This is a genomic window from Microbacterium sp. 22242 (assembly GCF_052045495.1).
GTDB lineage: Bacteria > Actinomycetota > Actinomycetes > Actinomycetales > Microbacteriaceae > Microbacterium.
On record NZ_JBQEOZ010000002.1, the window covers coordinates 274,797 to 301,348 of the forward strand.

Below are 26,552 nucleotides of genomic sequence, written 5' to 3' on the forward strand. Positions count from 1 at the left end.
CGCGACCAGCGCCTTCACCTCGTTGCGCTTCAGCATCCCCTCGGACTCGGCGCGCTCCTCCGGATCGGTCTGGCCGGTGTATGCGCGCACCTCGTGCCCGCGCTCGCGCAGCAGCCGCGCGGTGTCGACCGCGGCCGCCACGGTCAGCGTGTAGATGATGCCGGAACCCGGCAGGTCGTCGAGGTGGCTGAGCAGCCAGGCCAGCCGGCTCGGAGCGTCCGGCAGGCGCAGCACGCCGAGTCGCAGCGAGGAGCGGGCGAGCGGACCGCGGATCGTGAGCACCTCGGATCCTGCCGCGTTCGCCCCCGGCCCGCCGGCGCCGAGCTGCTCCTCGACGTCCGCCACGACCCGGCTGTTCGCGGTCGCCGTGGTCGCCAGCACCGGCACGTCGGCTGGCATCTGCGCGATGAGGTCGCGCAGCCGCCGGTAGTCGGGGCGGAAGTCGTGCCCCCAGTCGCTGATGCAGTGCGCCTCGTCGACGACGAGCATGCCGATGCGCCGCACGAGCGCCGGCAGCTGCTGCTCCCGGAAGGACGGGTTGTTGAGCCGCTCCGGCGAGACCAGCAGCACGTCGACCTCGTCACGGTCGAGCTGCGCGAGCACGTCGGACCACTCGTGCGCGTTGGTCGAGTTGATCGCGACCGCCCGCACCCCTGCGCGCTCGGCGGCGGCGATCTGATCGCGCATGAGCGCCAGCAGCGGCGAGACCAGCACCGTCGGCCCCGCGCCCTGCTTCCGCATCAGCAGCGTAGCGACGAAGTAGACGGCCGACTTGCCCCAGCCTGTCCGCTGCACGACCAGCGCGCGCCGCCGGTCGGCGACGAGCGCCTCGATCGCCTCGAACTGCCCCTCGTGGAACACCGCGTCCGGGCGGCCGACGAGCGCGCGCAGCGCCTCGAGGGCGCTGTCGCGGATGCCGGCGGTAGCGGGTGAGGTCATGACTCCACTCTGCCGCACACCGCCGACGTCGCTGCGGCCGCCCCCGCGCGCCCGGGCGCGGCCTCCGCTCGCCCGGGGCCGGTTACGCTCGATCGGAGACAGGAGGGACGCCGTGATCACCCGCGAACTCGCGCTCGCGCTCCGGGAAGCCGGCCTGGTCTGGCGCCCCGCCGAGGGCGACCGCTTCCAGCTCGACCTGCCGGACGAGGTGGAGCTCGAGGCCGAGGCCGACGTCTTCACCGTCAGCGAGATGACGATCGAGGCCAGGATGACGCCGAGCGGCACCGACCTCGCCTTCAACGGGACGACGGAGTGGGCGCTCGACGCCGTGACGCTCGCGGACGCCGTGTGGCTGCCCAGGGAGGATCAGCTGCGCGAGCTCCTGCGCGGCACGTTCCGCGCCCTGGAGCGGCTCGACGACGCGTTCGCGGTCGAGATCGAGATCGCGGGAAAGCGCCTGCGCTTCGAACATCCGGACCCTTCCGAGGCCTACGGCCGGGCCCTGCTGGCGCTCATCTCCCGCTCCCGCTGAGAGCGGCGTCGATGTCGGCGGCCGGTGCGAGAATGCGGGGATGATGCTCGCAGAGCTGGTCGACGCGGCCGAGGAGGCCGCCGCCACGTCGTCGCGCCTGGCCAAGATCGACGCGCTCGCGCGGCTGCTGCGGCTGGCCGCGCCGGAGGAGGTCGCCCCGCTCGTCGGCCTGCTGCTGGCCTCGCCGCGGCAGGGCCGGCTCGGCGTGGGCTGGCGCGGGATCGCCGCGGTCGAGACCTCGCACGCCGCCGAGGCCGCGCTCACCCTCGCGGACGTCGACCAGGCGCTCGACGCGCTCGCCGCCGCGTCGGGATCCGGGTCCGCGGTCGTCCGCGCCGGTCTGCTCGCGGAGTTGGCGGCCCGCGCCACCGCCGCGGAGTGGGACTTCCTGGCCCGTGCCCTGCTCGGCGAGCTGCGCACGGGCGCGCTGGCCGGCGTGCTGCTCGACGCGATCGCGAAGGCCGCCGACCGCGCCCCCGCGGCGGTGCGACGCGCGGCGATGCTTTCCGGGGATCTCGGCGCGACCGCAGGGATCGCGCTCACCGGCACCGCGGAAGAGCTCGACGCCGTGGGGCTGGTGGTGGGCCGCCCGGTGCTGCCGATGCTCGCCGCCACCGCCGCGACCCCGACCGCCGCACTGGAGCTCACCGGCGAGGCGTCGGTCGAGTACAAACTGGACGGCGCACGCATCCAGGTGCACCGGCGCGGCGACGATGTGGGGGTCTACACCCGCAGCCTCGCCGACGTCACGCACCGCGTGCCCGAGATCGTCGAGATCGTGCGCGCCCTGCCCGCACACGACCTGATCCTCGACGGCGAGACGCTGTCGCTCGACGAGGACGGCGGCCCCCGGCCGTTCCAGCAGACCATGTCCCGGTTCGGCGCGGACGTGAGCCGCGAGCTCGTGCTGCGGCCGTGGTTCTTCGATCTGCTGCACGTCGACGGCCGCGATCTCATCGATGAGCCGCTCTCCACCCGGCTGGCCAAGCTCGACCGCGTCGCCGGCGCCTGGCGGATGCCCGGCGTGGTCACGGCAGATCCCGACGCGGCGGAGCAGCTGTCCCGTGCGGCGCTCGCGGCCGGGCACGAGGGCGTGGTGGTCAAGGCGGTCGGATCGCCGTACGCCGCGGGACGTCGCGGCAAGTCCTGGGTCAAGGTGAAACCGGTGCTCACCTACGATCTGGTCGTGCTGGGCGCGGAGTGGGGATCCGGACGCCGCCGGGGCTGGCTGTCGAACCTGCACCTCGGCGCCCGCGATCCCGACGGCGAGTTCGGCGACCCGGGCGGCTTCGTCATGGTGGGCAAGACGTTCAAGGGCCTCACCGACGAGCTGCTGCGCTGGCAGACCGAGCGGTTCCCCGAACTCGAGACCCGCCGCACGGCATCCACCGTGTTCCTCCGCCCCGAGATCGTCGTGGAGATCGCGATCGACGGCGTGCAGCGCTCCCCGCGCTACCCCGGCGGGATCGCGCTGCGCTTCGCCCGGGTCAAGCACTACCGATCGGACAAGAGCGCCGCCGACGCGGACACGATCCAGACCCTGCGCGCGCTGCTGCGCGGCTGAGCGCCCCCGGCCCGGGAGCCAGGGCCACGGGGGCCGCTGGCCCCCGGCCACCGGCCAACGGCCCCGGCAGTCGGTACACTGGACCGGTCCGGCGCGTGCGTCAACCGCTCCCGTGCCGGTGCTCGAAAAAGGGGCACGAAGCCCGCGGTGCGACGACGCTCCCGGCGAGACACATACGGATCCTGCTTCCGTTGTCGTCTCGAAAGGTCGTACCTCTTGCCCACCGTCTCCGCGCACGTCGCCCTCACCCTCGCCCAGCACATCGACGCCGTCTTCGGCGTGATGGGCAACGGCAACGCCTACTTCCTCGACGCGATCGAGAAGCAGACGGACGCCTCGTTCACCGCACTCCGGCACGAGCAGGGCGCCGTGGTCGCCGCCGACGCGCACTACCGCGCCTCCGGCCGGATCGCCGCCGCGACCAGCACCTACGGCGCCGGGTTCACGAACACGCTCACCGCGCTCGCCGAGGCGGTGCAGGCGCACATCCCGCTCGTTCTCGTCGTCGGCGACGAGCCAACGAGCGGCCCGCGGCCATGGGACGTCGACCAGATCGCGCTCGCCTCGGGCGTCGGGGCTCGCACTTACACCGTCGGCCGCGCCGACGCGGCCGCGACCACGGTCATCGCGATCGAGCACGCCCTCACCTACCGGGTGCCCGTCGTCCTGGCGATCCCCTACGACGTCGCGGCACTCGAGGCCGGCGACGTGCCCGCCGCCCCGGAGCCGCGCGTGCCCGCTCCCCTGGCTCCGAGAGGCGAGTTCGCGGAGGGTCTGCTGGACAGGATCGCCGCGGCGCTGCGCACGGCGGAGCGGCCGTTCCTGCTCGCCGGGCGCGGCGCATGGCTCGCGGACGCCGGATCGGCCCTGGGCGCGCTCGCCGAGGCGACCGGCGCGCTCACGGCTTCGTCCGCGCTCGGCCGCGGCGTCTTCCCCGACCAGCGGTACGACCTCGGCGTGACCGGCGGATTCGGCGCGGAGGGCGCCATGGACCTGGTCCGCGAGGCCGACGTGGCCGTGGTCTTCGGCGCCTCGCTGAACCAGTTCACGATGCGGTTCGGCGCGCTGTTCGCGCCGGACACGCAGGTGTTCCAGATCGATGTCGCCCCCGCCGCCACCCATGCGCACGTCGGCGGCTTCGTGCGCGCCGACGCGCGTCTCGCCGCTGAGGCACTCGTCGCCCGGCTGGAGGGGAACGCGGGATCCGGCTGGCGCGAGAGCGTCGACGTGGCCGCGGCCCGCGCCTACGAGCCGGGCGACGAGACCGCCCCGGATGGCCGGCTCGACCCGCGCTCGGCCGCCCGGCGCATCGCCGAGCTGCTGCCAGAGGATCGGGTCGTGGTCTCGGACGGCGGGCACTTCATCGGCTGGGCGAACATGTACTGGCCGGTGGCGTCGCCGGACCGGATGATGATGGTCGGCACCGCCTTCCAGGCGATCGGACAGGGCTGGCCGAGCGTCGTCGGCGCCACGCGCGCCCGTCCCGAGGCGGCCGTGGTGCTCACCTCGGGCGACGGCGGCGGCCTCATGGCGATCGCCGACCTGGAGTCGGCCGTGCGCTCCGCGGCCGGCCGCGGTGTCGCCGTGATCTGGAACGACGCGGCCTACGGCGCCGAGGTGAACCTGTACGGACTCAAGGGCCTGGCCCGCGAGCCCATGCTCATCCCGCAGGTCGACTTCGCGGCCTTCGCCGCCGCCGTGGGCGCGGAGGGCGTCGCCGTGCGCACGCTCGCCGACCTCGACCGGCTCGCCTCATGGAGCGCGGAGGATCCCGGCGCCCGCCGCTTCCTGGTGCTCGACCTGCGCATCTCGGGTGACGTGATCGCGCCCTACCAGCAGGAGATCATCCGCGTGAACTCGTGACCGGCTGCGCCCGGTGCGATCCCGCCGCGTCGGCGAGGTCGCGCCAGGCGCGCCAGGTGGCGGACAGCGGGGACAGGTGGGTCTCCGCGCCGAGGAATCGTGCGATGCTCCCCTCGCCGTGCAGCTGCAGCACGGCGCCGTCCAGGCCGGGGACGTCAGGACCGCGCACCCCGTACAGGGCGACGGCGTCGAGCACGCGGTGCGCGCCCAGCACGCCGGGCGTCGCGTCGCCGCCCCCGATCCGCAGCTCCTCGACGAGCAGGGGACGACCGTCCGCGTCCACCCGGGTGCGGTTCGTCATCCGCCCGCCGGCCTCGCCGTGCCGCCCGAGCACGAGGGTCTCCCGCAGGCAGGCCACCGCACCGGATCCGAGCCGGATCCGCGACTCGCGCGTCACGTCGGAGCCGCCGGCGGCGATCAGCGGGAGCCCCGCCCACAGCAGGGTCGCCCCCGCCTCGACCACGACGTCGGCCGTCCACGACGAGCGCCGGCCGTCCGCGTCATAGGCGACCGTTCCGCCGATGTCCTCCAGCTCCAGGACGCACCCCGCGCCCACGCACACCTCGACGCGCACGTGGTCGCCGCCGAGCAGCAGGGCGCCGTTCGCGATCAGCGCCACCCTGGCGCGATCGGCGGTGCGCTCGAGCGGGCGGGGCGAGAGGTGCCCCGTGCGCAGCTCGAGCGCGGCGCGATCCTCCCGCCGCTCGATGCGGACGACCGTGGTCTGCATCCGGCGCTCAGTGCTCGTGCGCGGCGTGCTCGTGCGCGGCGTATCCGGAGGCCTGCTCGTGCGCGGCGTGTCCCGCGGCATGCTCGTGCGCGGCGTGTCCTGCGGCGTGCTCGTGCGCGGCATCGGCTTCGTCGTGGCTGTGCACGTACCCGCCGTCCTCGTCGGCGTGGAAGTGCGGCGCCATCGGACCGGGATCCTGCGGGGCATGCTCACCGGCCCGGTGCGCCGCCAGCAGCCCGCGCACCCAGTCCGCGAGCCGCGCGACCGACGCCGCATCCTTGCGGGACAGCGCCAGCACGGCCCCGCCCTCGCGTGCGTCCTCGGCATCGGCGACCATCTGTGCGACATCCACCTCGACATACGGTGCGAGGTCGGTCTTGTTGACCACGAGCAGGTCGGCGCGCGCGATGCCGGGCCCGCCCTTGCGCGCGACGTCGCCGCCGCCGGCGACGTCCAGCACGAAGATCTGCGCGTCCACGAGCGCGGGCGAGAACGTCGCAGTGAGGTTGTCGCCGCCGCTCTCCACGAGCACGACGTCGAGCGGCGAGAAGTCGCGCTCCAGGTCCTCGACCGCGAGCAGGTTCATGGTGACGTCGTCGCGGATCGCGGTGTGCGGGCAGGCGCCGGTCTCGACGGCCCTGATGCGCTCCGGATCCAGCACGCCGGCGGAGCGCAGGAAGCGGGCGTCCTCGTCGGTGTAGATGTCGTTCGTGATCACGCCGAGGCGCAGCTCGTCGGCCAGCGTGCGGCAGATCGTCGCGATGAGCGAGCTCTTGCCGGTGCCGACCGGGCCGGCCACACCGAGGCGCAGGGACCGGGCGGGCCCTTCGATCGGTTGCTGAGCCTGTCGACGTACGGGGGCCGATGCGGCGGGATTCTCAGGCACGGAACAACCTCCTGGTCGTGGCGGCGTGGGCCTCGGCCCACTCCTCCGATTGCGGGCAGCCGTTCGCCGGGATGGCGGACGGGTCGATGATCTCGCACAGTGCGGGCACGCGGGGCTCGGCGGCCGCGCATGCCTCGAACGCCCACGAGGCGGTGCGGAGCGGATCCAGCGGTGCGAGCTTGAGCAGCGCCGCGACCACCGCCTGGGCCTCGTCGTAGAGGACGAGGCGCACGGCCTCCTCGGCCGGCATCCCGGTCGCGGCGGCGACGGCGCCGACGACCACGCCGCGCGACGGCGAACGAGAGGCCAGGAACGCCAGGTACGCGGATGGCCAGAGCGCTCCGGCCATCCGCTGCAGTCCGCGGGCCAGCAGCCGCGAGGACGCCCGCTGCGCCGCGCTCGGCGTGCGCGCAGCCCACTCGTCCTCGAGCTCGCCGACCGCTTCCGGCCACTGCTCGGGGTCGTGTCGGAGAGCCACGGACCGGGACAGCACGGCGACCGAGGCCTCGATCTCCGCGACCGTGCGCAGCCGCCCGTGCAGGTAGGCGCGCGCCTGCTCGGCCGGCATCCCGCCCTGCAGCGCGGGCTCCAGGCCGCCGGAGTTCACGAGACCGCCGATCGGCGTGCGCGAGTCGGCCAGCATGAGCGCGACCACGGGCCAGGTCTGAACGGAGGGGGGCCGGCCAGCCGCGGATGAGACGTCGTCCACAGGCACGCTCAGAAAATCGTGTAGAGCTGCGCGAGCGGGAGCACGGACGCGGGGGCCGGCTCGACGCGCTCGCCGTCGATCGAGATGTCGAAGGTGTCGGGCCGGATGTCGATCGCGGGCAGGGCGTCGTTGTTGCGCATCTGCGCCTTGCCCACCTTCCGGGTCGGCGCGACGGGCAGCAGCCGCCGCCTCAGACCGAGCCGCCCGGCCAGGCCGTCGTCGAGGGCGGCGGGCGAGACGAACGTCACCGAGCTCTCCGCCCCGATCGCGTCGCCGAACGCGGGCCGCATCAGCACGGGCTGCGGCGTGGGAATCGACGCGTTCGGGTCTCCCAGCGCGGCCCACGCGATCGTCCCGCCCTTGATGACCAGCGAGGGACGCACTCCGAAGAACCGCGGATCCCACAGCACCAGGTCGGCGAGCTTGCCCGGCTCGACCGAGCCGATCTCGTGGTCCACGCCGTGCGCGATCGCCGGGTTCACGGTGTACTTCGCGACATAGCGGCGGGCACGGTCGTTGTCGGCCCGCTCCGCGGCGGAGAGCTTCCCGCGCCGCGCCTTCATCACGTGCGCGACCTGCCAGGTGCGGGTGATCACCTCGCCGATCCGGCCCATCGCCTGGGCATCCGAGGACGTGATCGACACGGCCCCCAGATCGTGCAGGATGTCCTCCGCCGCGATCGTCGTCGCCCGGATCCGCGACTCCGCGAACGCCAGGTCCTCCGGCACCGCGGGGTTCAGGTGGTGGCAGACCATGAGCATGTCGAGGTGCTCGGCGACCGTGTTGACCGTGTGCGGCAGGGTCGGGTTGGTGGAACCGGGGATGATGTGCGGCAGGCCCGCGAGGCGCAGGATGTCGGGGGCATGGCCGCCGCCCGCGCCCTCGACGTGGAACGCATGGATCGAGCGCCCGCCGATCGCCGCGATCGTGCTCTCCACGAAGCCGGACTCGTTGAGCGAGTCGGAGTGCAGCGCGACCTGCAGACCGTAGTCGTCCGCGGCCCGCAGCGCGGCGTCGATCGCGGCCGGCGTGGATCCCCAGTCCTCGTGCACCTTGTAGCCGGCCGCGCCGCCGAGCGCCTGCTCGCGGAGCCCCTCGGCCGAGACCGTGTTGCCCTTGCCGAGCAGCAGCACGTTGACCGGGACGGCGTCGAGGGCGCGGTGCATCCGCTCCAGGTGCCAGGCACCGGGCGTCACGGTCGTCGCCTTGGATCCCTCCGACGGTCCCGTTCCGCCGCCCGCGATCGTCGTGATCCCGGTCGCGAGCGCCTCGTGCAGCTGGGACGGCGAGAGCAGGTGCACGTGCGAGTCGATCGCGCCGGCGGTGAGGATCTTCCCCTCGCCGGAGATCACGTCGGTCGACGGCCCGATCCGCAGGTCCGGGTGCACGCCGTCGGCGATGTCGGGGTTGCCGGCCCGGCCCAGGGCGACGATCCGGCCGTCGCGGATGCCCACGTCGGCGCGCACGATGCCCCACCAGTCCAGCACGATCACGTTCGTGATGACGGTGTCCGGGGCGCCCTCGGCGCGGGTCGTCGTGCCCTGCGCCATGGACTCGCGGATCGACTTGCCGCCGCCGAAGACGGCCTCCTCGCCGCCGAACGTGCGGTCCTCCTCGACCTCGATCCACAGGTCGGTGTCGCCGAGGCGCACCTGGTCGCCGACCGTCGGGCCGTACAGGGCCGCATAGGCGGTGCGGGAGATCTCAGCCATGTCAGCGGGTCCCTTCCGAGGGCGAGGTCGGCGTCTCCGTCGGCGAGGCGGGCGTCTCCGTCCGGATCGCGATGCCGGGAACCCGCCGCGCACCGCGCAGCGCGACGGCGGGCAGCTCGCGGCTCGCTCCGGGCTCGAAGCGCTGCGACGTGCCGGAGGGGATGTCCAGGCGGAAGCCCTGTGCCCGGTCGCGGTCGAAGTCCAGCGACGCGTTCACGTCGGGGAGGTGGATGTGCGAGCCGATCTGGATCGGCCGGTCGCCCGTGTTGCGGAACACGAGGACGATCCGCTCGTCCGGCCGGCGGTCGGCGTTCAGCACGTGCGGTGCTCCCTCGGCGACGCGCAGCGCGCCCGGGCCTGTTGCTCCTGCCAGCATGCGGTGTCTCCTGTTCAGGCGATCGGGTCGTGCAGGGTGACGAGCTTGCGGCCGTCGGGGAACATCGCCTCGACCTGCACGTCCGGGATCATCTCGGCCACCCCGTCCATGACCTGGTCGCGGGTGAGCACACGGCGCCCCTCGACCATGAGGTCGCTCACGAGCGCCCCCTCCCGCGCTCGCTCGACGACCCAGGTGGTGAGCAGCGCGACGGCTTCGGGATGGTTCAGGCGCACTCCGCGCGCCAGCCGGTCGCGGGCGACCATGCCTGCCACCGCGAGCAGCAGCTTCTCCGTGTCGGCCGGGCTCAGATTCATACGTCCGCCTCTCCGTCCCCCAGTCTGCGGCCCGCGTGTCACGGCCCGGTTTCCAACACGTATGTTTTTCCCGAGGATCGCGGATCCCGACCGCTGCCGACCGTGTCACCGCGGCCTGAGCACCGGACAGGTCGGGCCTGGAATGCCCGGCTCTATGCTCGGATCCATGACCGCCGCACCCGCACCCGAGATCCTCCGATACGCCGCGTTCGCTGCCGCTCCCGACGGCGGCAACCCGGCCGGGATCGTCGTCTCCGGCGGCGCGACCCGCATTGCGGGCTGAGCCCATGGGATCGATCAGGAACATCAGCGTGGGCCTCCCGGTGAAGGAAGGCCACGTGCTCGTCCTCGAGGGCCGCGACCGGGCGAAGGGCCTGGACTTCTACCGCGCGATCGGCGGAGGGATCGAGTTCGGCGAACGCGCCGCCGAGGCGCTGCGCCGCGAGTTCCGGGAGGAGCTCGATGTCGAGATCGACGACGCGAAGCTGCTCGGCGTGCACGAGAACCTGTTCACCTACGAGGGCGAGGCCGGGCACGAGATCGCGCACATCTTCGCCGTCGCGTCGGAGGAGCTCGACGCCGTTCCCCTGAACGCGGTTCTCGAGGTCCTGGACGAGGGCAGCCCGATCCGCTGGATCCCCGTCGCGGACATCCTGGACGGGCACCGCCCGCTGTTCCCGGACGGCGCGACGCAGGTGCTGCGCGCGCTCGCCGGCAGCGCGCGCTGGGCAGGCCCGGCGGGACGGCCGACAGCTCGCCCGGTCACGCCTCCAGGAACGCGCCCGCGAGGAACGCGCCGAGCTCGTCGACGCCGGACAGCGGCAGGATCGCCGCGACGTACTGGTCGGGACGCACCACCACGACGACGCCCTCTCGGGACAGGCCGCGATCGGCGAAGATGTCGGTCTCGGTCCACTTCGACGGCCCCGCGGCGTAGACCTTCTCCCAGTCGGTGAGCCCGAGCGGGCCGGTCTTCGGCTGGAACAGCGCGGGCGCGGTCGTGACGTCGAGCTGCTCGTACGGCTGCTGGTACACGGCCTTCACATCGAACACGGCATCCGCGTCGCCCTCGGCGGGCGTGAACCGGGCGAACAGCGGAGCGGCGGCCTCGGCCCACGCGTTCAGGCCCTCGCCCGACGCGTCGCCGAACGCGTACACGCGCCAGCGGCCGTCGGCTCGGGCGTGGTGCCCGAGGTGGATCGCGTTGCCGTCGGCGACGCGCACGACCTCGGCGCTCTTGAACCGCTTGCCGATCGGGAAGCCGGTGGCGAGCTGCTGATGCGCGTCGGATCCGGTGATCATCGACTCGGCGTACTGCGTCATGAACCCGGACGGGAACTCCGCCGTGGCCAGGTAGTAGTTCGCGAGCTCGAGCGGGTCGGAGATCTCCTCGGGCTTGCGCGCCATCAGGCTCGACCACTCCCGGTCGAAGTCGATGAGCTGCTGCGCCACCGGGTGCCGCTCGGCGCCGTAGGTCGACAGCAGCTCCTGCGGGCTGCGGCCGGTGAGCACCGAGCCCAGCTTCCAGCCGAGGTTGAAGCCGTCCTGCATCGACACGTTCATCCCTTGGCCGGCCTTGGCGCTGTGCGTATGACAGGCGTCGCCGGTGAGGAACACCCGGGGGTGGCGCGTGACGTCCTCGCCGGTGTCGTCGAATCCGTCCGTGATCCGGTGTCCCACCTCGTATACGCTGTGCCAGGCGACCTCCTTCACGTCGATCGTGTACGGATGCAGGATCTCGTTCGCCTTCGCGATGATGGCCTCGATGGGGGTGTGCCGCACCTGGCGGTTGTCGGCCGCGGAGACCTCGCCGAGGTCGATGTACATCCGGCTCAGGTATCCGCCCTCGCGCGGGATGTGCAGGATGTTGCCCGCCTCCGCGTTGATCGCGCACTTGGTCCGCCAGTCCGGGAAGTCGGTGTTGACGAGCACGTCCATGACGCCCCAGGCATGCGCGGCCATCGAGCCGACGTGCGTGCGTCCGATCGCCTCGCGGACCGCGCTGCGCGCGCCGTCGCAGCCCGCGACGTACTTGGCGCGGATCGTGCGCTCCTCGCCCGCACGGTCCCCGGCGGCGTGGCGCACGAGCACCTCGACCGGGTACTCGCCCTCGTCGTGGATCGTGAGGCCGAGGAACTCGACGCCGTAGTCGGGCCGGATCCGCCCCGGCCCGTCGGCGGCGGCCTCGGCGAAGTAGTCGAGCACGCGCGCCTGGTTGACGATCAGGTGCGGGAACTCGCAGATGTCGTAGGCGTAGTCGGCGGTGCGGGTGGTGCGGACGATGTTCTGCGGGTTCTCCGGATCGGGGCCCCAGAAGTTCATCCAGCCGATGTTGTAGGCCTCGGCGATGATCCGCTCGGCGAAGCCGAACGCCTGGAACGTCTCCACGCTGCGCGGCTGGATCCCGTCGGCCTGCCCGAGCACCAGCCGTCCGTCGCGCTTCTCGATGATCCGCGTCGTGAGGTCCGGGTACTGCGACAGCTGCGCCGCGAGCAGCATGCCGGCGGGACCGGATCCCACGATGAGCACGTCCGTCTCGTCGGGGAGCTCATCGGGGCGGCCGATGCCGGTCCCCGCGGCCGGGAGCACGCGGGGGTCGTGGGAGACGTATCCGTGGTGGTGGAACTGCATCGTCGTCGATTCCTTCCTGACGGCGCCGTCGGGCTTCCGGGCGATCGTTGCGTGGTGATCGCGAGTGTTCTATATTCGAACATTAAGTTCTACTATTGAACACAGGCTATCCGACGTCGCGCGCGCGATCAAGATCAGCCGCGGGATGATCACGATCGGGAGGAGGATCCGTGGCAGAAGCACCCGCCTCGCAGACCCTGAGCCGAGGCATCCGGATCCTGGAGATCCTGTCCGACGAGCGCGGCCCCCTGTCGATCGACGAGATCGCGGCGCGGCTCGGCGTTCACCGCTCGATCGCGTACCGCCTGCTGAGGACCCTGGAGGATCACGGTCTCGTCGGGCGGGACGCGGCCGGGCTCGTCGCCCTGGGCCCGCGGATGGCGGCCCTCGCCGCCGGCGTCGCGCACGACCTGCAGGCCGAGGCCCTGCCCGAGCTCACCGCGGTGGCGAACGAGCTCGGCATGACCTGCTTCCTCGCCGTGCTCGACGGGGAGGAGTGCATCACGCTCGCGAGCGTGGAGCCCCGGCACGCGGTCGCCAGCGTGGCGCAGCGCCCCGGCGCCCGCCACCCGGTCACGGTCGGCGCCCCCGGCAAGGCGATCCTCGCGCAGCTCGCCGAGGCGGAGTGGCCCGCCGCCACCCCGGAACTGCAGGACGCCGTGGCCGCCGCCCGACTGGCCGGGTACGCCACGAGCCACGACGAGGTGATCCCGACCGTGCAGTCCGTCGCCGTGCCGCTCGCGCTGCGCGGCCAGCGGCCGGCGGCGATCGCGGTCGTGCACGTGACGACCGACCGCACGGACGCGGAGATCGCCGGCCGGCTGCAGCGCACCGCCGGCACGATCCGCGAGGCCCTGGGCGCCTGAGGGGCGGCCTCGCTCAGACCAGCCCGTAGTCGGGGATGCTGTCGTCGGTCGCGAACGCGTCCGTCATCCAGAGCATCGTGCGATACATCAGGCGGTTCGAGAACATCCGGTCGCGCATCCGGATGCGGCGCTCGGACCTCGGCGCCAGGAACGCGCCGGCGTTTCCGGTCCGGGCGACCTTCGTGGGCTTGCGCATCCGGCGGTCGTACGCCGCGAAGGCCGCGACGTGATCGCCGCGGGCCGCGACCAGCTCCCCCGCCAGCACGTACGCGCCGAGCAGGGCGAGACCGGTCCCGAACCCGCCGAGCGTGTTCGCGTATCCGGCGTCGCCGACGAGCGCGGTGCGGCCGCGCGTGAAGGACGACATCCGCGTCCGCGTCAGCGCGTCCAGGTAGAAGTCCGGTGCCGCCTGCGCCGCTTCGAGCGCCGCCGGGATCCGCCACCCGCCGTCCGCGAAGGCCGCGGCGAGGAACGCCCGCTGGGAGGAGATGTCGCGGCGGTCGTAGTCGGCGCTGTCGCTGCGGAACACGAACAGGGCCGGCGCCTTCTGCCCGCCGAGCAGGACGAGCCGGTCGGGCGTGTTGTGCCCGTAGGCGACGGACCGCCCGCTCGGCAGCACGGTCTGCAGCCCGTCCAGAGGGACGTGGCCGCTCGCGACCGCGTAGTAGTAGCCTCGCGACTCGACGAAGTCCTCCTCGGGGCCGAATCGGAGGCGGCGCACGGCGGAGTGCACGCCGTCCGCGCCGATCACGAGGTCGAAGCGCTCCGCGGCCCGGCCCGCGAACTCGACGTCGACGCCGGACGCCGTCTCCGCGATCGCGGTGATCTCATCGCCGAAGACGTAGTCCGCGTCGCTCTCCGACCGCCGGTGCAGGACGGCCGCGAGGTCGCCGCGCAGGATCTCGATGTCTCCGCCGATGAACTCGCCGGGCACGACGGCGCTCACCCGATCGTCGGCATCGACCATGCGCCAGTCCGTCTTCGCGGTCTGCTGCGCACGGACGTCGTCGAGGATACCCATCCGAGCGAGCAGTTCCAGGTGGGTCCGCCCCTTGAAGTCGACCGCCTGCCCGCCCGGTCGCACCGCGGGAGACTTCTCGACCACCGTCACCTCGTATCCGTTGCGGCCGAGCCAGCGGGCGAGGGCGGGACCGGCGATGCTCGCACCGGAGATGAGGATCTTCTTCGCCGACATGGCACGCTCCTTGGTTCACCGAATTAATTGCGTCTTTAGGACACAATAACAACAGCGTACGATGGACGCAATAACTTCGAGGAGACGCCAATGGCACCCGCGGACGACACCGACCAGAGGGGATCCGGCGTGCTGTGGACCGCACCCCCGCGCGGACGACGCGGGCCGAAGCCCCGGCATTCCCTCGACGGGATCGCCGACGCGGCGATCGCGATCGCGGATGCCGAGGGACTCGAGGCCGTCACGATGCAGCGCGTCGCCGCGAGCCTGGGCACCACGAAGATGGCCCTGTACCGCTATCTGCCCGCTCGTGCGGATCTCGACGCGGTCATGCTCGACCAGGCGCTCGGCGCTCCGCGCGCCCTGCCCGACGCGGACTGGCGCGCGTCGCTGACGGCGTGGGCGGTGGACCTGTTCACCCGCGCGGCGGAGCGGCCGTGGTCCGTCGAACTCGCGCAGCGCCCGCACACGCCGGGACCCCGGGAGCTCGCCTGGTACGAGAGCGGCCTGGCCGCCACGGAGCACCTGCCGTTGACGGCGGGCGAGCGCCTCGACATCTTGGCCCTGCTCTCCGGGCATGCGCTTTCGCTCGTGCGCCAGCAGGCGGGGTCCGCGGCCGCCGAGAAGGAGCTCGCCGGCCGCCTCGGTCCCGTTCTGGTGGCGCACGCCGACCGCTACCCGCACACGGCGGCGGCCTTCGCCGCGGCGGGGCGCGCGCAGCAGCGGGACGACGCGCTCGGGTTCGGGATCGCACGGGTGCTGGCCGGGGTGGCCGCGCTGGTCGCGGAGCGCGCGGCCTGACGCCACCGTCGGTCCGCCCTCACCGCACCCGTCGCCGCACCCGCACGAGAAAGGCGGAAGGACCCGTCCGGTCCTTCCGCCCTCCCATGGTGACGCGCCGCGTCAGGCCTTGGCCATCCCGCGGATCGGGCTGACGGCCTGCTCCTCCTCGGCCTCGGGACCGAGCGGGATGCCGCTGCGGTCGCGCAGCAGCAGCGTCGCGACCAGGCCGAGCACGGTCATGCCGGCCAGGTACCAGGTGATGCCGGCCGTCGAGTGCGTGTTCTGGAAGATGGCCTGGGCGATCAGCGGGGCGAAGGCGCCGCCCAGGATCGCGCCGATCGCGTACGAGATCGAGACGCCGGAGTAGCGGATCGACGCGGGGAACAGCTCCGCGTACAACGCCGCCTGCGGGCCGTAGGTGAAGCCGAGCCCGACGGTGAGGATCACCAGCGCCGCCGCCAGCGACCAGGCGCTGGCGAGGTTGGTCAGCGGGAACAGCAGCAGCACGCCCACGAGCTGCAGGATCCAGCCGATGATGTAGGTCGTGCGCCGGCCCAGCCGATCAGACAGCCATCCGCCGAACCAGGTGAAGAACAGCCAGCTCACGCCCGACAGGGCGACGACCCAGAACACCGGCCCCGGGTTGAGCTTGATCGGGCCGGCCGGATCGGTCGCGTAGTGCTGCACGTAGCCGCCGGTGGTCATGTACCCGACGGCGTTGTTGCCCGCGAACACCATCGCAGCGACGATCACGAGCGGCAGGTGATGGCGCAGCAGCTGCAGGATCGGCATGCGCGTCTCCTCCTTGCGCTCGACGATCTCGGTGAAGACGGGGCTCTCCGAGACCCGGCGGCGCACCCAGTAGCCGACGCCGATGAGCACGATCGAGAGCAGGAACGGCACGCGCCAGCCCCACGTCGTGAACGCCTCGCCCGGGGCGAGCTGCGCCATCAGGGCGAGCACGAGCGAGGCGAGCAGCAGGCCGATCGGCACGCCGATCTGCGGTGCCGCGCCGAACAGGCCGCGGCGGGCGCGTGGCGCGTGCTCGACGGCCATGAGCACCGCACCGCCCCACTCGCCTCCCGCCGAGATCCCCTGCAGCACGCGCAGCAGGATGAGCAGCACCGGCGCCCACACGCCGATCACGGCGGGCGTCGGCAGCAGACCGACCAGGGTGGTCGACGCGCCCATCAGCAGCAGCGTGATGACGAGCATCGGCCGGCGCCCGAGCTTGTCGCCGAAGTGCCCGGCGAGGAACGCGCCCAGCGGACGGAACAGGAAGCTGACCCCGACGCTGAAGAACGACACGATCTGCGCGAAGTCCTTGCCCATCGGCTCGAAGAAGAGGTTCGCGAACACGACGCCCGCCGCGAACGCGTAGATGAAGAAGTCGTACCACTCGACCGTGGTGCCGATGACGGTGGCGAAGACCACCCTCCGTCGGTCGGCGGACGAGGCGATGGTTCCTGTGGGCGTGAAGCCCGGTGAGGATTCCGCGGACATGCTGTCTCCTTTTGCCTGGGACGTCGTCGTCTTGCCCGACATCGTCGTCGTAGCCGGCCCGCCGGATCCCCGGTCCGTGCGGACGGATCCGGATCCGGTGCTTGCCGGGCTCGACACGATGATATACGATTTCGGATACGACGCCAAGGAACACTCCTCTGGCGCTGACCGCGCGAGGAGGCGCCCATGCCCGCACCGATCGCCCGACCGGGCAAGATCATCGCGATCCACCTCAACTACCGCTCCCGCGCGGACCAGCGCGGCCGCACCCCCGCGACCCCGTCCTACTTCTTCAAACCCTCGTCCTCCCTCGCCGGCACCGATGGCGTGGTCGAGCGTCCTGCGGGCACCGAGCTGCTCGCCTTCGAGGGCGAGATCGCCCTCGTGATCGGCACCGCCGCGCGGCGCGTGAGCATCGCGGACGCCTGGTCGCATGTCGCCTGGGTGACCGCGGCGAACGACCTCGGCCTGTACGACCTGCGCGCGAACGACAAGGGCTCCAACGTCCGCTCGAAGGGCGGCGACGGCTACACCCCGATCGGCCCCGACCTCATCCCCGCCGCGGACGTCGATCCCGGTCAGCTGCGCGTGCGCGCCTGGGTGAACGGCGACCTGCGACAGGACGACGAGACCTCGGGGCTGCTCTTCCCGCTCCCGCAGCTGATCGCCGACCTGTCCCAGCACTTCACGCTCGAGCCCGGCGACGTGATCCTCACCGGCACCCCCGCCGGATCCAGCGTGATCGTCCCGGGCGACGTCGTCGTGGTCGAGGTCGACGCGCCGCACTCCACCAAGACCCTCACCTCGGGCGAGCTGCGCACCACGGTGGTCGAGGGCGCCGTCGCGTTCGATCCGGACCTCGGATCCCTCCCCGCCGTCGACGACCTGCAGCGCGCCGAGGCGTGGGGATCGCGCGAGGAGGCGGGCCTCCCCGCCGACGAGACGCCGAAGGCTCCTGCGGGGCCCGCCCTCTCGGCCGAGCTGCGCGACAAGCTCCTCGCCGCGCCGACCGCGGGGCTGTCCGCGCAGCTGCGCAAGCGCGGGCTGCACTCCTGCTTCATCGACGGCGTCTCGGCCAACCTGCCCGGTGCCAAGATCGTCGGCACCGCGAAGACGCTCCGCTTCGTCCCGGCCCGCGAGGACCTGTTCACGAGCCACGGCGGCGGCTACAACGCCCAGAAGCGCGCGTTCGACGCCGTGAACGAGGGCGAGATCATCGTGATCGAGGCCCGAGGCGAGGCCGGCACCGGCACGCTGGGCGACATCCTCGCGCTGCGCGCGAAGACTCGCGGGGCGGCCGGAGTCGTCACCGACGGCGGCGTGCGCGACTTCGCCGCGGTCGCGGAGATCGGGCTGCCCGTCTTCTCGCAGGGCGCGCACCCCTCGGTCCTGGGTCGCCGGCACGTGCCCTGGGACATCGACGTGACGATCGCGTGCGGCGGCGCCACCGTGCAGCCCGGCGACGTGATCGTCGGCGACGGCGACGGCGTGATCGTGATCCCGCCCGCCCTCGCCGCCGAGGTGGCCGACGCCGCCCTCGCCCAGGAGGACGAGGACGCCTGGGTCGCCGAGCAGGTCACCGCGGGCCACCCGGTCGACGGGCTGTTCCCGATGAACGCCGAGTGGCGTGCGAAGTACGACGCCGCGCGCGGGACGGGATCCGGGTCCGGCGCATGACGGCCGAGGTCCTCGCCGGCAGCAAGTCGGAGCAGGCGTACGCCTGGATCCGCGGGCGCATCGCCGCGCACGCGTTCGGTCCCGGCTTCCGTCTCGTGCTGGGCACGATCGCGGAGGAGCTCGGCATGAGCGTGGTGCCGGTGCGCGAGGCGATCCGGCGGCTCGAGGCGGAGGGGCTCGTCACGTTCGAGCGGAACGTCGGCGCCCGCGTCTCGCTCGTGGACGAGAGCGAGTACGCGCACACCATGCAGACCCTGGGCCTGGTCGAGGGCGCGGCGACCGCGCTCAGCGCCCCGCTCCTGGACGACGAGGCCCTCGCCCGCGCCGAAGAGGTCAACGCCCGGATGATCCGCCTGCTGGACAGCTTCGACGCGCACCGCTTCACCGAGCTGAACCGGCAGTTCCACTCCGTGCTGTACGAACCCTGCCCGAATCCGCACATCCTCGACCTCGTGCACCGCGGCTGGGCCCGCCTGAGCGGGATCCGCGACTCGACGTTCGCGTTCGTCCCCGGCCGCGCAGGCCACTCCGTCGAGGAGCACGTGCAGATCCTCGACCTGATCCGCGCCGGCGCCGATCCGCTCGAGATCGAGCTCGCGGCACGCAACCACCGCTGGCGCACGATGGACGCGTTCCTCGCCGCCCGCCACCCCGCACCCGAGACGCCCTGACCACCCCGACCCGACGCCCCAGCACCACCCGGAAGGACGATGATGACCGACGCCTACGCCCCCGCAGATCTGCCGGAGAAGATCCAGCACTACATCGACGGCGAGTTCGTCGACTCCCTCGACGGCGACACCTTCGAGGTGCTCAACCCCGTCACCAACGAGACCTACGTGCACGCCGCCGCCGGCAAGAAGGCCGACATCGAGCGCGCCGTCGCCGCCGCCAAGCGCGCCTTCGACGAGGGCCCGTGGCCGCGCATGCTCCCCCGCGAGCGAAGCCGCGTGCTGCACCGGATCGCCGACATCGTGGAATCTCGTGACGCGCGGCTCGCCGAGCTGGAGTCGTACGACTCGGGGCTTCCGATCACGCAGGCCCTCGGCCAGGCCCGCCGCGCCGCGGAGAACTTCCGCTTCTTCGCAGACCTGATCGTCGCGCAGGCCGACGACGCGTTCAAGGTGCCCGGCAAGCAGATGAACTACGTCAACCGCAAACCGATCGGCGTCGCGGGCCTCATCACGCCGTGGAACACCCCGTTCATGCTCGAGTCGTGGAAGCTCGGCCCGGCGCTCGCGACCGGCAACACGGTCGTGCTGAAGCCCGCCGAGTTCACTCCACTGTCCGCCTCGCTCTGGGCCGGGATCTTCGAGGAGGCAGGCCTGCCGAAGGGCGTCTTCAACCTCGTCAACGGGCTCGGCGAGGACGCCGGCGACGCGCTCGTCAAGCACCCCGACGTGCCGCTCATCTCGTTCACGGGTGAGAGCCGCACCGGCCAGCTCATCTTCGGCAACGCCGCGCCGTTCCTGAAGGGCCTGTCCATGGAGCTCGGCGGCAAGAGCCCCGCCGTGGTCTTCGCCGACGCCGACCTCGACACCGCGATCGACGCCTGCATCTTCGGCGTGTTCTCGCTGAACGGCGAGCGGTGCACGGCCGGATCCCGCATCATCGTGCAGCGCGACGTCTACGACGAGTTCGTCGAGCGCTACGCGGCGCAGGCGAAGCGGGTCAAGGTCGGCCTGCCGCACGACCCGACGACCGAGGTCGGCGCCCTGGTGCACCCGGAGCACTACGAGAAGGTCATGAGCTACGTCGAGATCGGCAAGGGCGAAGGTCGCCTCGTCGCCGGCGGCGGACGCCCCGAGGGTTTCCCGACGGGCAACTACGTCGCCCCGACCGTGTTCGCCGACGTGGCGCCGGACGCCCGGATCTTCCAGGAGGAGATCTTCGGCCCGGTCGTCGCGATCACCCCGTTCGACACCGACGAGGAGGCGCTCGCCCTCGCGAACAACACGCGCTACGGCCTCGCCGCCTACATCTGGACCAACGACCTCAAGCGCGCGCACAACTTCGCCGGCGCCGTCGAGGCCGGCATGGTGTGGCTCAACTCGAACAACGTGCGCGACCTGCGCACCCCGTTCGGCGGCGTGAAGGCCTCGGGTCTCGGGCACGAGGGCGGCTACCGCTCGATCGACTTCTACACCGACCAGCAGAGCGTGCACATCACGCTCGGCGCCCCGCACAACCCCGTGTTCGGCAAGCAGGACCCTTCGACAGGCTCAGGGATCCCGTCCGAGCAGGACCTCGACGACCCGGACCCGCGCTGACCGGTTCCCGACATCTCACGCAAGGACGCTGACATGACCAACCGCGCCGACATGACGCTCACCTCCTCCGGCTTCTACGTGTCGCAGGAGGCGCCGATCCACCCTGACGACCCCATCCCCACCCCGGCCGCGACGCCGCCCGACGTGCTGCGCTGCGCCTACATGGAACTCGTGGTCACCGACCTCGCCGCCTCGCGGGTGTTCTACGTCGACGTGCTCGGCCTCTACGTCACCGAGGAGGACGAGGACGCGATCTACCTCCGCTCCACCGAGGAGTTCATCCACCACAACCTCGTGCTCCGCAAGGGACCGGTCGCCGCGGTCGCCGCGTTCTCCTACCGCGTGCGCACGCCCGAGGACCTCGACCGCGCGGTCGCATTCTACACGGAGCTGGGCTGCGACGTGCGCCGCAACCCGTCCGGCTTCGTCAAGGGCATCGGCGACTCGGTGCGGGTCACCGATCCGCTCGGGTTCCCGTACGAGTTCTTCCACCAGACCGACCACGTCGAGCGGATGAGCTGGCGCTACGACCTGCACATCCCCGGCGAGCTCGTGCGCCTGGACCACTTCAACCAGGTCACGCCCGACGTGCCACGCGCGGTGAAGTACATGCAGGATCTCGGCTTCCGCGTCACGGAGGACATCCAGGACGAGGAGGGCACCGTCTACGCCGCGTGGATGCGCCGCAAGCCCACCGTGCATGACACCGCGATGACCGGCGGCGACGGCCCGCGCATGCACCACGTGTGCTTCGCGACGCACGAGAAGCACAACATCCTCGCGATCTGCGACAAGCTCGGCGCGCTCCGCCGCTCGGACGCGATCGAGCGCGGCCCTGGCCGTCACGGCGTCTCGAACGCGTTCTACCTGTACCTGCGCGACCCGGACGGGCACCGCGTCGAGGTGTACACGCAGGACTACTACACCGGCGACCCGGACAACCCGGTGGTCACCTGGGACGTGCACGACAACCAGCGCCGCGACTGGTGGGGCAACCCCGTCGTCCCGTCGTGGTACACCGACGCGTCGCTCGTGCTCGACCTGGACGGCAACCCGCAGCAGGTCGTCGCGCGCACCGACACGAGCGAGATGGCCGTCACGATCGGCGCCGACGGGTTCAGCTACACCCGTGCCGACCAGGGCGAGGAGTCCATGCCGGAGTGGAAGCAGGGCGAGTACAAGCTGGGTCACCAGCTGTGACGCTCCCCGCCGACACCATCGCCGCGCTCGCGGCCGAGCTCGCCGAGGCCGACCGCACGCACGGCGTGATCCCGCGCATCACCGCGCGCCACCCCGAGGCGACGGTGGAGGACTCTTACGCGATCCAGGGGGTGTGGCGCGATGCGCAGATCGCCGCGGGCCGGGAGCTCGTGGGCCGCAAGATCGGCCTCACCTCGAAGGCCATGCAGCAGGCGACCGGGATCACCGAGCCCGACTACGGCGTCATGTTCGACGACACCGTCTACCCGTCCGGATCCGAGATCCCGACCGAGAACTTCTCGAACGTGCGGATCGAGGTCGAGCTGGCCTTCGTGCTGAAGGAGCCGCTGGAAGGCCCCGACTGCACGCTCGAGGACGCCCTGGCCGCGATCGACTACGCCGTGCCGGCGCTCGAGGTGCTGAACTCGCACATCGAGCTCGCGGGCCGCACGATCGTCGACACGATCAGCGACAACGCGGCGTACGGCGCGATGGTGCTCGGCACGGTGCACAAGCGCCCCGACGAGATCGACCTGCGCTGGGTGCCCGGTGTGCTCAGCCGCAACGGCGAGATCGAGGAGACCGGCGTCGCCGCCGGCGTCCTCGGCCACCCGGCCACGGGCGTCGCGTGGCTGGCGAACAAGTTCCACCAGCACGGCGCACGTCTCGAGGCGGGCGAGATCATCCTGGCCGGATCCTTCACCCGGCCGATGTGGGTCTCCCGCGGCGACGAGGTGCTGTGCGACTACGGACCGATGGGAACGATCGAATGCCGCTTCATCTGACTCCGACCTTCCGCGAGCACCTGGAGGGGGCGGAGCGCGCCCTGATCGGCATGTGGGCGTGCACCGGGAGCCCGCTCGTGACCGAGATCGCCGCAGGATCCGGGCTGGACTGGCTCCTGATCGACGGCGAGCACTCCGCGAACTCGCTGGACTCGCTGCAGGTGCAGCTGCAGGTCACGGCGGCATATCCGATCACCCCGCTCGTGCGCGTGCCGTGGAACGACCCCGTCGTCATCAAGCAGGTGCTCGACCTCGGTGCGCAGAACCTCATCGTGCCCATGGTCTCCTCCGCCGACGAGGCGCGCGCCGCCGTCGCCGCCACCTGGTACCCGCCGGCCGGCGTCCGCGGCGTCGGATCCGCCCTGGCCCGCAGCGCGCGGTGGAACCGCGTGGAGCAGTACCTGGAGCGGGCCGCGCAGCACGTCTCTCTGACCGTGCAGATCGAGACCTCCGCGGGAGTCGCCGCAGCCTCCGAGATCGCCGCGGTGGACGGGGTGGACGCGGTGTTCGTCGGCCCGTCCGACCTGGCGGCGTCGATGGGCCTGATCGGGCAGCAGACCCACCCTGAGGTCGTCGCAGCGGTCGAGCGGGTGTTCGCCGCGGTCGCCGAGGCCGGCACGCCGGTCGGCGTGAACGCGTTCGATCCCGTCGCCGCCGAGGCGTACATCGCGGCAGGCGCTGCATTCGTCGCCGTCGGCGCGGACGTGGCGCTGCTCGCCCGTGCGTCCGAGGCCCTCGCCGTCCGGTTCCTCCCCGCCCCAGAGGCCGGTCCGCTCGCCAGCTATTGATGGACCTCCACCCGTTTCGAGGTGCGCGATTTGCAGCCACGAGCGCTGCCCGGCGGCAATTCGCGCTCCTCGAAATGTCCGGGCTGTGGATAAACGGCCGTGGGGCCCGGAGGGCGCGGCAGAGTGTCGGAATGGAGCATTCGGAACCGCTACCGTTCGGAAAAGCCTTCACCGTGCGCGAGGCGCGGATGAACGGCGTCAGTCGCTCACGTCTGCGGCGTCAAGACCTCCGCGCGCCGTTCCACGGTGTACGGATGCAGATCCCGCCGCCCGACATCGACGGCATCGACGACCCGTACGAGCACCAACGTCGCGCGCGCGTCACCACCGCCCTCGAGTACGCTCCACGACTGCACACAGGGCACTTCTTCAGCCACCAGACGGCGGTCTCGATCTACGGCGGTCCGCTGCCCCTCCAACTCGACGACCAGCAGAGGCCTGCTCCGTCCGACGCACTCGCCCTGCACGTGTGCGCGTGGGGGTCCGTGCCCTTGCCCCGGACCACGGGCGTGACCGCCCATCGGTCACGCGTCGGAATGACCGAGGTCCGGGAGCACTCCGGCTTCCGCGTGTCCTCCCCCGCTGCGACATGGGCGTCACTGGGTGAGCTGCCCGTCATGGACCTGGTCGCACTGGGCGACTACTTCTGCCGACGATGGCGTCCCGGGATCGGCCGCAGACACGTCGGGCGAGCGCCGCTCTGCACCGTCGATGAACTTCAGCTGATGATGGATGCCGGGCGACGGCGCGGGATCGCGCGCCTCCGTGAGGCGCTTCCACTGATCCGCGAGGATGCGTGGTCGCCGCGCGAGTCGCGACTGCGCTGCATGCTGGTGGCGGCCGGCCTGCCGGAACCGGAGCTGAACATCGATGTCTTCGACGCGCACGGATCGTTTCTGGGCTGCGTGGACATGGTCTACCCCGGCGAGCGCGTCATCGTCGAGTACCTCGGGATGCTGCACGGGAAGCAGTGGGCTCGCGATGTGGAGCGGACTGCGGCGCTCCGCGCTGCCGGCTGGACGGTGATCGAGGTGACATCGGTCCTGCTGCACACCCCCGAAGTGTTGATCCGTCGGATCCGTGCAGCCCTGGGGCTGCTCCGATGACTTTCGGGGAGCGTGAATTGCGCTCAGGACCCCTGCTGCACCGCAATTCGCGCTCCTCGAAACAGGGGTGGCCGCCGGCTGGCTTTTTCATAGCCGAGAACGGCAGGATGAGTCCATGACCTTCCCCGCCCTCGCGCCTCTCGCCGACCGCGCGGCCCTGTTCGCCGCCCTCCGCCAGGACCAGCTGGTCGCCGCGACCGCGGCCCTGGGCGAGCACCGCTGGGACGCCGATCTCGCGGCGGGGACGCTCACCTTCACGTCCGAGGCCGACGCGACCCGCCGGCTCGTCGCGCGGGCGTCGCTGGTCGCCACGATCGCCCCCGGTCCGCGCTCGCTGATGTGGGCGTGGGCGCACCCGCAGGGCGGCGCCGACCCGTCGATCGCCACGCTGCGCGACTACGGGACGACCTATTCGCTCACCGAGCTGTCGCAGCCCGAGCTGCCGTTCCCGGCCGAGGCCGACGCCGACCTCGACGGCTGGATCGCCGGAGCCGCGCATCAGGTCGGCGCGATCGCCGAGGAGATCACCGGCCGGTCGCCGTACTACTCCGCGCCGGTCGGCAGCGGCACCCGCGCGGTGTTCCTGCTGGACGCGCCGATCGGCCCGCTCACCGTCGCCGACGCCGTGACCGCCCTCCCCCGGATCCTCTCCGAGCTCTCCCTCTCCGACGCCCGCTCCTCGGTCTGGGATCTCGCCCGCCTCGCCGGCTGGAGCATGCAGTGGACCGACGAGTCCTACTCCGGCGCGGTCGTGAGCGATGCCAGCGGCAGCGCCACGTTCCGCTTCGACGAGTACGCGCGCATCTCCGGGATCGAGTCGCAGCTCGGCCAGACCGCCCAGGCCTGATCCAGACGTTCGAACGGACCGGCGGATGCGCGCCGTGCTGCGCATCGGGGCCGTGCTCGCGCTCCTCGCCGGGGCGCTGCTGCTCGTGGCGGATCCCGCCGACGCCCATGTGACGACCGTCGCCTACGCCGACCTCACGGCCGCCGGCAGCACCGACGTGCGGGTCGTGTTCGACCTGCAGTACGAGCTGCTCAGCGCCTCCGCCGCGAAGGCGCAGAACGACCCTGGCCTGTTCGCGCAGGCGATCGGGCACCCGCAGACAGGCGCGGAGAACAGGGTGCTCGCGGATCACGCCGCGGCGATCCTGGCGTACACCACCGCGCGATTCACGGTGCGCGTCGACGGCGGCCCGGCATGCCGTCCCCGCGCCGACGGTGCTGCCGAGTTCCACGAGCGGGACGCCACCGACTACGCGCGGTTCGCGGTCCGTTACGTGTGCGGATCCGCGCACGGGCGCGGGCTGCTGGTGCGCAGCGCGCTGTTCCCCGACGCCGAGGGCATGGTGAAGGACACCAAGACGATCGTGACCTACGCCCTCGACGGGCGCAGCGGCAGCGCCGCGCTCGACGCCGCCCATCCGCAGTTCTCCACCGCGCAGCCGTGGACGGAACGGTTCGCCGAGTTCTTCCGGCTCGGGGCGGAGCACCTGCTCACCGGGATCGACCACCTCCTGTTCCTCGTGGCGCTCATCGTCAGCTCGCGCCGGCTCCGCGACGTGGTGCTCGCCGCGACCTGCTTCACGGCCGCGCACTCGGTCACGTTCCTGCTGGCCGCGCTGGGCATCGTGCACGCGCCGTCGCGCCTCGTCGAGCCCGCGATCGCCCTGTCGATCGCGGCGGTGGCCGCCTGGTATCTGTGGAGCCTGCGGCGGCGGCCGTCGCACAGGATCGCGGATCCCGCCGTCCCGGAGGCCCGGTCCGGTCCGTCACGCCTCGCGCTGGTCGCGCGTCTCGGCATCGTGTTCTGCTTCGGGCTGGTGCACGGGCTCGGCTTCGCGAGCGCCCTGAACATCCGGGAACCGTGGTCGTGGACGCTGCTCTGGTCGCTGCTGGTGTTCAACGCGGGGATCGAGGCGGTGCAGCTCGCGATCATCGCGATCACCTTCCCGCCGCTCGCCCTGCTGCGCCGTCGTGCTCCTGGCCCGGCCGCGGTGCTGAGCGTCGTCGTCTCCGCGATCGTGCTCGCGCTCGGCCTGCTCTGGTTCGCGATGCGCGTGCTCGGCCTGCCCGGCGCGCCGTGAGCGCCGCGGCCCCGTCCCCGAAGGCGGGCCCCG

General features: G+C 72.1%; 23 protein-coding genes and 2 pseudogenes (1 of these 25 only partly in view). 15 read left to right on the plus strand and 10 right to left on the minus strand.

The window, feature by feature from the left end; genetic code table 11:
- Window positions 1-939: pseudogene (locus ACTJJZ_RS02980) on the minus strand (DEAD/DEAH box helicase) (it extends 1,189 nt beyond the left edge of the window).
- Window positions 940-1,051: 112 nt separating this feature from the next.
- On the opposite strand from ACTJJZ_RS02980, the gene ACTJJZ_RS02985 reads away from it, so the two are divergent.
- The 3 genes from ACTJJZ_RS02985 (at window position 1,052) to ACTJJZ_RS02995 (ending at window position 4,898) form a co-directional block, all read left to right on the plus strand.
- Window positions 1,052-1,471, plus strand: coding sequence for a pilus assembly protein CpaE (locus ACTJJZ_RS02985; protein WP_440719678.1), 420 nt, complete (start codon window positions 1,052-1,054; stop codon window positions 1,469-1,471).
- A 40-nt stretch (window positions 1,472-1,511) separates the two neighbouring features.
- The gene (locus ACTJJZ_RS02990; RefSeq protein WP_440719679.1) at window positions 1,512-3,035 is read left to right on the plus strand and encodes an ATP-dependent DNA ligase; all 1,524 of its coding nucleotides are present in this window, start codon (window positions 1,512-1,514) and stop codon (window positions 3,033-3,035) included.
- A 216-nt stretch (window positions 3,036-3,251) separates the two neighbouring features.
- Window positions 3,252-4,898: a thiamine pyrophosphate-binding protein gene (locus ACTJJZ_RS02995; RefSeq protein WP_440719680.1), complete on the plus strand. Its 1,647-nt coding sequence runs from the start codon at window positions 3,252-3,254 to the stop codon at window positions 4,896-4,898.
- Here ACTJJZ_RS02995 and ACTJJZ_RS03000 read toward each other — a convergent pair.
- The 6 genes from ACTJJZ_RS03000 to ACTJJZ_RS03025 all read right to left on the minus strand — a co-directional run bounded on the left by ACTJJZ_RS03000 (window position 4,879) and on the right by ACTJJZ_RS03025 (window position 9,628).
- Window positions 4,879-5,628 carry an urease accessory protein UreD gene (locus ACTJJZ_RS03000; protein WP_440719681.1) on the minus strand — a complete coding sequence of 250 codons (750 nt, stop codon included), beginning with the start codon at window positions 5,626-5,628 and terminating at the stop codon, window positions 4,879-4,881. The genes ACTJJZ_RS02995 and ACTJJZ_RS03000 overlap by 20 nt on opposite strands.
- A gap of 7 nt (window positions 5,629-5,635) precedes the next feature.
- Window positions 5,636-6,460 carry an urease accessory protein UreG gene (gene ureG, locus ACTJJZ_RS03005; protein ID WP_440719766.1) on the minus strand — a complete coding sequence of 275 codons (825 nt, stop codon included), beginning with the start codon at window positions 6,458-6,460 and terminating at the stop codon, window positions 5,636-5,638.
- A 46-nt stretch (window positions 6,461-6,506) separates the two neighbouring features.
- On the minus strand, window positions 6,507-7,169 hold the full coding sequence (locus ACTJJZ_RS03010; protein ID WP_440719682.1) for an urease accessory protein UreF: 663 nt from the start codon (window positions 7,167-7,169) through the stop codon (window positions 6,507-6,509).
- A 62-nt stretch (window positions 7,170-7,231) separates the two neighbouring features.
- Window positions 7,232-8,935 (minus strand): urease subunit alpha, encoded by a 1,704-nt coding sequence (locus ACTJJZ_RS03015; protein ID WP_440719683.1) that lies wholly within the window; start codon window positions 8,933-8,935, stop codon window positions 7,232-7,234.
- 1 nt (window position 8,936) lies between these two features.
- Window positions 8,937-9,311, minus strand: coding sequence for an urease subunit beta (ureB, locus tag ACTJJZ_RS03020; RefSeq protein WP_440719684.1), 375 nt, complete (start codon window positions 9,309-9,311; stop codon window positions 8,937-8,939).
- Between the two features lie 14 nt (window positions 9,312-9,325).
- Window positions 9,326-9,628, minus strand: coding sequence for an urease subunit gamma (locus tag ACTJJZ_RS03025; RefSeq protein ID WP_440719685.1), 303 nt, complete (start codon window positions 9,626-9,628; stop codon window positions 9,326-9,328).
- Between the two features lie 287 nt (window positions 9,629-9,915).
- Between ACTJJZ_RS03025 and ACTJJZ_RS03030 the strand changes: the two are divergent.
- Window positions 9,916-10,281: pseudogene (locus ACTJJZ_RS03030) on the plus strand (NUDIX domain-containing protein); the annotation flags it as partial.
- 109 nt (window positions 10,282-10,390) lie between these two features.
- Here ACTJJZ_RS03030 and ACTJJZ_RS03035 read toward each other — a convergent pair.
- Window positions 10,391-12,259, minus strand: a complete 1,869-nt coding sequence (locus ACTJJZ_RS03035; protein ID WP_440719686.1) for an FAD-dependent monooxygenase — start codon at window positions 12,257-12,259, stop codon at window positions 10,391-10,393.
- 170 nt (window positions 12,260-12,429) lie between these two features.
- Here ACTJJZ_RS03035 and ACTJJZ_RS03040 point away from each other — a divergent pair, with 170 nt between their 5' ends.
- On the plus strand, window positions 12,430-13,125 hold the full coding sequence (locus ACTJJZ_RS03040; RefSeq protein WP_440719687.1) for an IclR family transcriptional regulator: 696 nt from the start codon (window positions 12,430-12,432) through the stop codon (window positions 13,123-13,125).
- A 13-nt stretch (window positions 13,126-13,138) separates the two neighbouring features.
- Here ACTJJZ_RS03040 and ACTJJZ_RS03045 read toward each other — a convergent pair whose 3' ends face one another.
- Window positions 13,139-14,320, minus strand: coding sequence for an FAD-dependent monooxygenase (locus tag ACTJJZ_RS03045; RefSeq protein WP_440719688.1), 1,182 nt, complete (start codon window positions 14,318-14,320; stop codon window positions 13,139-13,141).
- A gap of 90 nt (window positions 14,321-14,410) precedes the next feature.
- On the opposite strand from ACTJJZ_RS03045, the gene ACTJJZ_RS03050 reads away from it, so the two are divergent.
- Window positions 14,411-15,121: a TetR/AcrR family transcriptional regulator gene (locus ACTJJZ_RS03050; RefSeq protein WP_440719689.1), complete on the plus strand. Its 711-nt coding sequence runs from the start codon at window positions 14,411-14,413 to the stop codon at window positions 15,119-15,121.
- 102 nt (window positions 15,122-15,223) lie between these two features.
- On the opposite strand, the gene ACTJJZ_RS03055 is transcribed toward ACTJJZ_RS03050, so the two are convergent.
- Window positions 15,224-16,606, minus strand: coding sequence for an MFS transporter (locus tag ACTJJZ_RS03055; RefSeq protein WP_440719690.1), 1,383 nt, complete (start codon window positions 16,604-16,606; stop codon window positions 15,224-15,226).
- A gap of 186 nt (window positions 16,607-16,792) precedes the next feature.
- Here ACTJJZ_RS03055 and ACTJJZ_RS03060 point away from each other — a divergent pair, with 186 nt between their 5' ends.
- The 9 genes from ACTJJZ_RS03060 to ACTJJZ_RS03100 all read left to right on the plus strand — a co-directional run bounded on the left by ACTJJZ_RS03060 (window position 16,793) and on the right by ACTJJZ_RS03100 (window position 26,519).
- Window positions 16,793-18,283, plus strand: coding sequence for a fumarylacetoacetate hydrolase family protein (locus ACTJJZ_RS03060; RefSeq protein ID WP_440719691.1), 1,491 nt, complete (start codon window positions 16,793-16,795; stop codon window positions 18,281-18,283).
- Complete coding sequence (locus ACTJJZ_RS03065) at window positions 18,280-18,954, plus strand: GntR family transcriptional regulator (RefSeq protein WP_440719692.1); 675 nt, start codon at window positions 18,280-18,282, stop codon at window positions 18,952-18,954. Before ACTJJZ_RS03060 ends, ACTJJZ_RS03065 begins: the two co-directional genes overlap by 4 nt.
- Before the next feature lie 42 nt (window positions 18,955-18,996).
- Window positions 18,997-20,553: a 5-carboxymethyl-2-hydroxymuconate semialdehyde dehydrogenase gene (gene hpaE / locus ACTJJZ_RS03070; protein ID WP_440719693.1), complete on the plus strand. Its 1,557-nt coding sequence runs from the start codon at window positions 18,997-18,999 to the stop codon at window positions 20,551-20,553.
- Between the two features lie 33 nt (window positions 20,554-20,586).
- Entirely contained in the window at window positions 20,587-21,753 is a 1,167-nt protein-coding gene (gene hpaD / locus ACTJJZ_RS03075; RefSeq protein WP_440719694.1) for a 3,4-dihydroxyphenylacetate 2,3-dioxygenase, read from the plus strand.
- The gene (locus tag ACTJJZ_RS03080) at window positions 21,750-22,538 is read left to right on the plus strand and encodes a 2-keto-4-pentenoate hydratase (protein ID WP_440719695.1); all 789 of its coding nucleotides are present in this window, start codon (window positions 21,750-21,752) and stop codon (window positions 22,536-22,538) included. The genes hpaD and ACTJJZ_RS03080 overlap by 4 nt, the downstream gene beginning before the upstream one ends.
- Window positions 22,523-23,326, plus strand: coding sequence for an HpcH/HpaI aldolase family protein (locus ACTJJZ_RS03085; protein WP_440719696.1), 804 nt, complete (start codon window positions 22,523-22,525; stop codon window positions 23,324-23,326). Before ACTJJZ_RS03080 ends, ACTJJZ_RS03085 begins: the two co-directional genes overlap by 16 nt.
- Window positions 23,326-24,432: a DUF559 domain-containing protein gene (locus ACTJJZ_RS03090; RefSeq protein ID WP_440719697.1), complete on the plus strand. Its 1,107-nt coding sequence runs from the start codon at window positions 23,326-23,328 to the stop codon at window positions 24,430-24,432. Before ACTJJZ_RS03085 ends, ACTJJZ_RS03090 begins: the two co-directional genes overlap by 1 nt.
- Window positions 24,433-24,547: 115 nt before the next feature.
- Window positions 24,548-25,279, plus strand: coding sequence for a DUF6882 domain-containing protein (locus tag ACTJJZ_RS03095; RefSeq protein ID WP_440719698.1), 732 nt, complete (start codon window positions 24,548-24,550; stop codon window positions 25,277-25,279).
- A gap of 25 nt (window positions 25,280-25,304) precedes the next feature.
- The gene (locus ACTJJZ_RS03100; protein ID WP_440719699.1) at window positions 25,305-26,519 is read left to right on the plus strand and encodes a HupE/UreJ family protein; all 1,215 of its coding nucleotides are present in this window, start codon (window positions 25,305-25,307) and stop codon (window positions 26,517-26,519) included.
- Window positions 26,520-26,552 lie beyond the last annotated feature (33 nt).

What these genes read in the sequence shown, in the direction of transcription:
- hpaE (WP_440719693.1), top strand. Translation starts at nt 18,997, where the DNA reads ATGACCGACGCCTACGCCCCCGCAGATCTGCCGGAGAAGATCCAGCAC.
- ACTJJZ_RS03085 (WP_440719696.1), top strand. Translation starts at nt 22,523, where the DNA reads ATGCCGCTTCATCTGACTCCGACCTTCCGCGAGCACCTGGAGGGGGCG.
- ACTJJZ_RS03045 (WP_440719688.1), bottom strand. Translation starts at nt 14,320, where the DNA reads ATGTCGGCGAAGAAGATCCTCATCTCCGGTGCGAGCATCGCCGGTCCC.
- ACTJJZ_RS03095 (WP_440719698.1), top strand. Translation starts at nt 24,548, where the DNA reads ATGACCTTCCCCGCCCTCGCGCCTCTCGCCGACCGCGCGGCCCTGTTC.
- ACTJJZ_RS03055 (WP_440719690.1), bottom strand. Translation starts at nt 16,606, where the DNA reads ATGTCCGCGGAATCCTCACCGGGCTTCACGCCCACAGGAACCATCGCC.
- ACTJJZ_RS02990 (WP_440719679.1), top strand. Translation starts at nt 1,512, where the DNA reads ATGATGCTCGCAGAGCTGGTCGACGCGGCCGAGGAGGCCGCCGCCACG.
- ACTJJZ_RS03060 (WP_440719691.1), top strand. Translation starts at nt 16,793, where the DNA reads ATGCCCGCACCGATCGCCCGACCGGGCAAGATCATCGCGATCCACCTC.
- ACTJJZ_RS03015 (WP_440719683.1), bottom strand. Translation starts at nt 8,935, where the DNA reads ATGGCTGAGATCTCCCGCACCGCCTATGCGGCCCTGTACGGCCCGACG.
- ACTJJZ_RS03100 (WP_440719699.1), top strand. Translation starts at nt 25,305, where the DNA reads ATGCGCGCCGTGCTGCGCATCGGGGCCGTGCTCGCGCTCCTCGCCGGG.
- hpaD (WP_440719694.1), top strand. Translation starts at nt 20,587, where the DNA reads ATGACCAACCGCGCCGACATGACGCTCACCTCCTCCGGCTTCTACGTG.
- ACTJJZ_RS03050 (WP_440719689.1), top strand. Translation starts at nt 14,411, where the DNA reads ATGGCACCCGCGGACGACACCGACCAGAGGGGATCCGGCGTGCTGTGG.
- ureB (WP_440719684.1), bottom strand. Translation starts at nt 9,311, where the DNA reads ATGCTGGCAGGAGCAACAGGCCCGGGCGCGCTGCGCGTCGCCGAGGGA.
- ACTJJZ_RS03065 (WP_440719692.1), top strand. Translation starts at nt 18,280, where the DNA reads ATGACGGCCGAGGTCCTCGCCGGCAGCAAGTCGGAGCAGGCGTACGCC.
- ACTJJZ_RS03035 (WP_440719686.1), bottom strand. Translation starts at nt 12,259, where the DNA reads ATGCAGTTCCACCACCACGGATACGTCTCCCACGACCCCCGCGTGCTC.
- ACTJJZ_RS03000 (WP_440719681.1), bottom strand. Translation starts at nt 5,628, where the DNA reads ATGCAGACCACGGTCGTCCGCATCGAGCGGCGGGAGGATCGCGCCGCG.
- ACTJJZ_RS03025 (WP_440719685.1), bottom strand. Translation starts at nt 9,628, where the DNA reads ATGAATCTGAGCCCGGCCGACACGGAGAAGCTGCTGCTCGCGGTGGCA.
- ACTJJZ_RS03090 (WP_440719697.1), top strand. Translation starts at nt 23,326, where the DNA reads ATGGACCTCCACCCGTTTCGAGGTGCGCGATTTGCAGCCACGAGCGCT.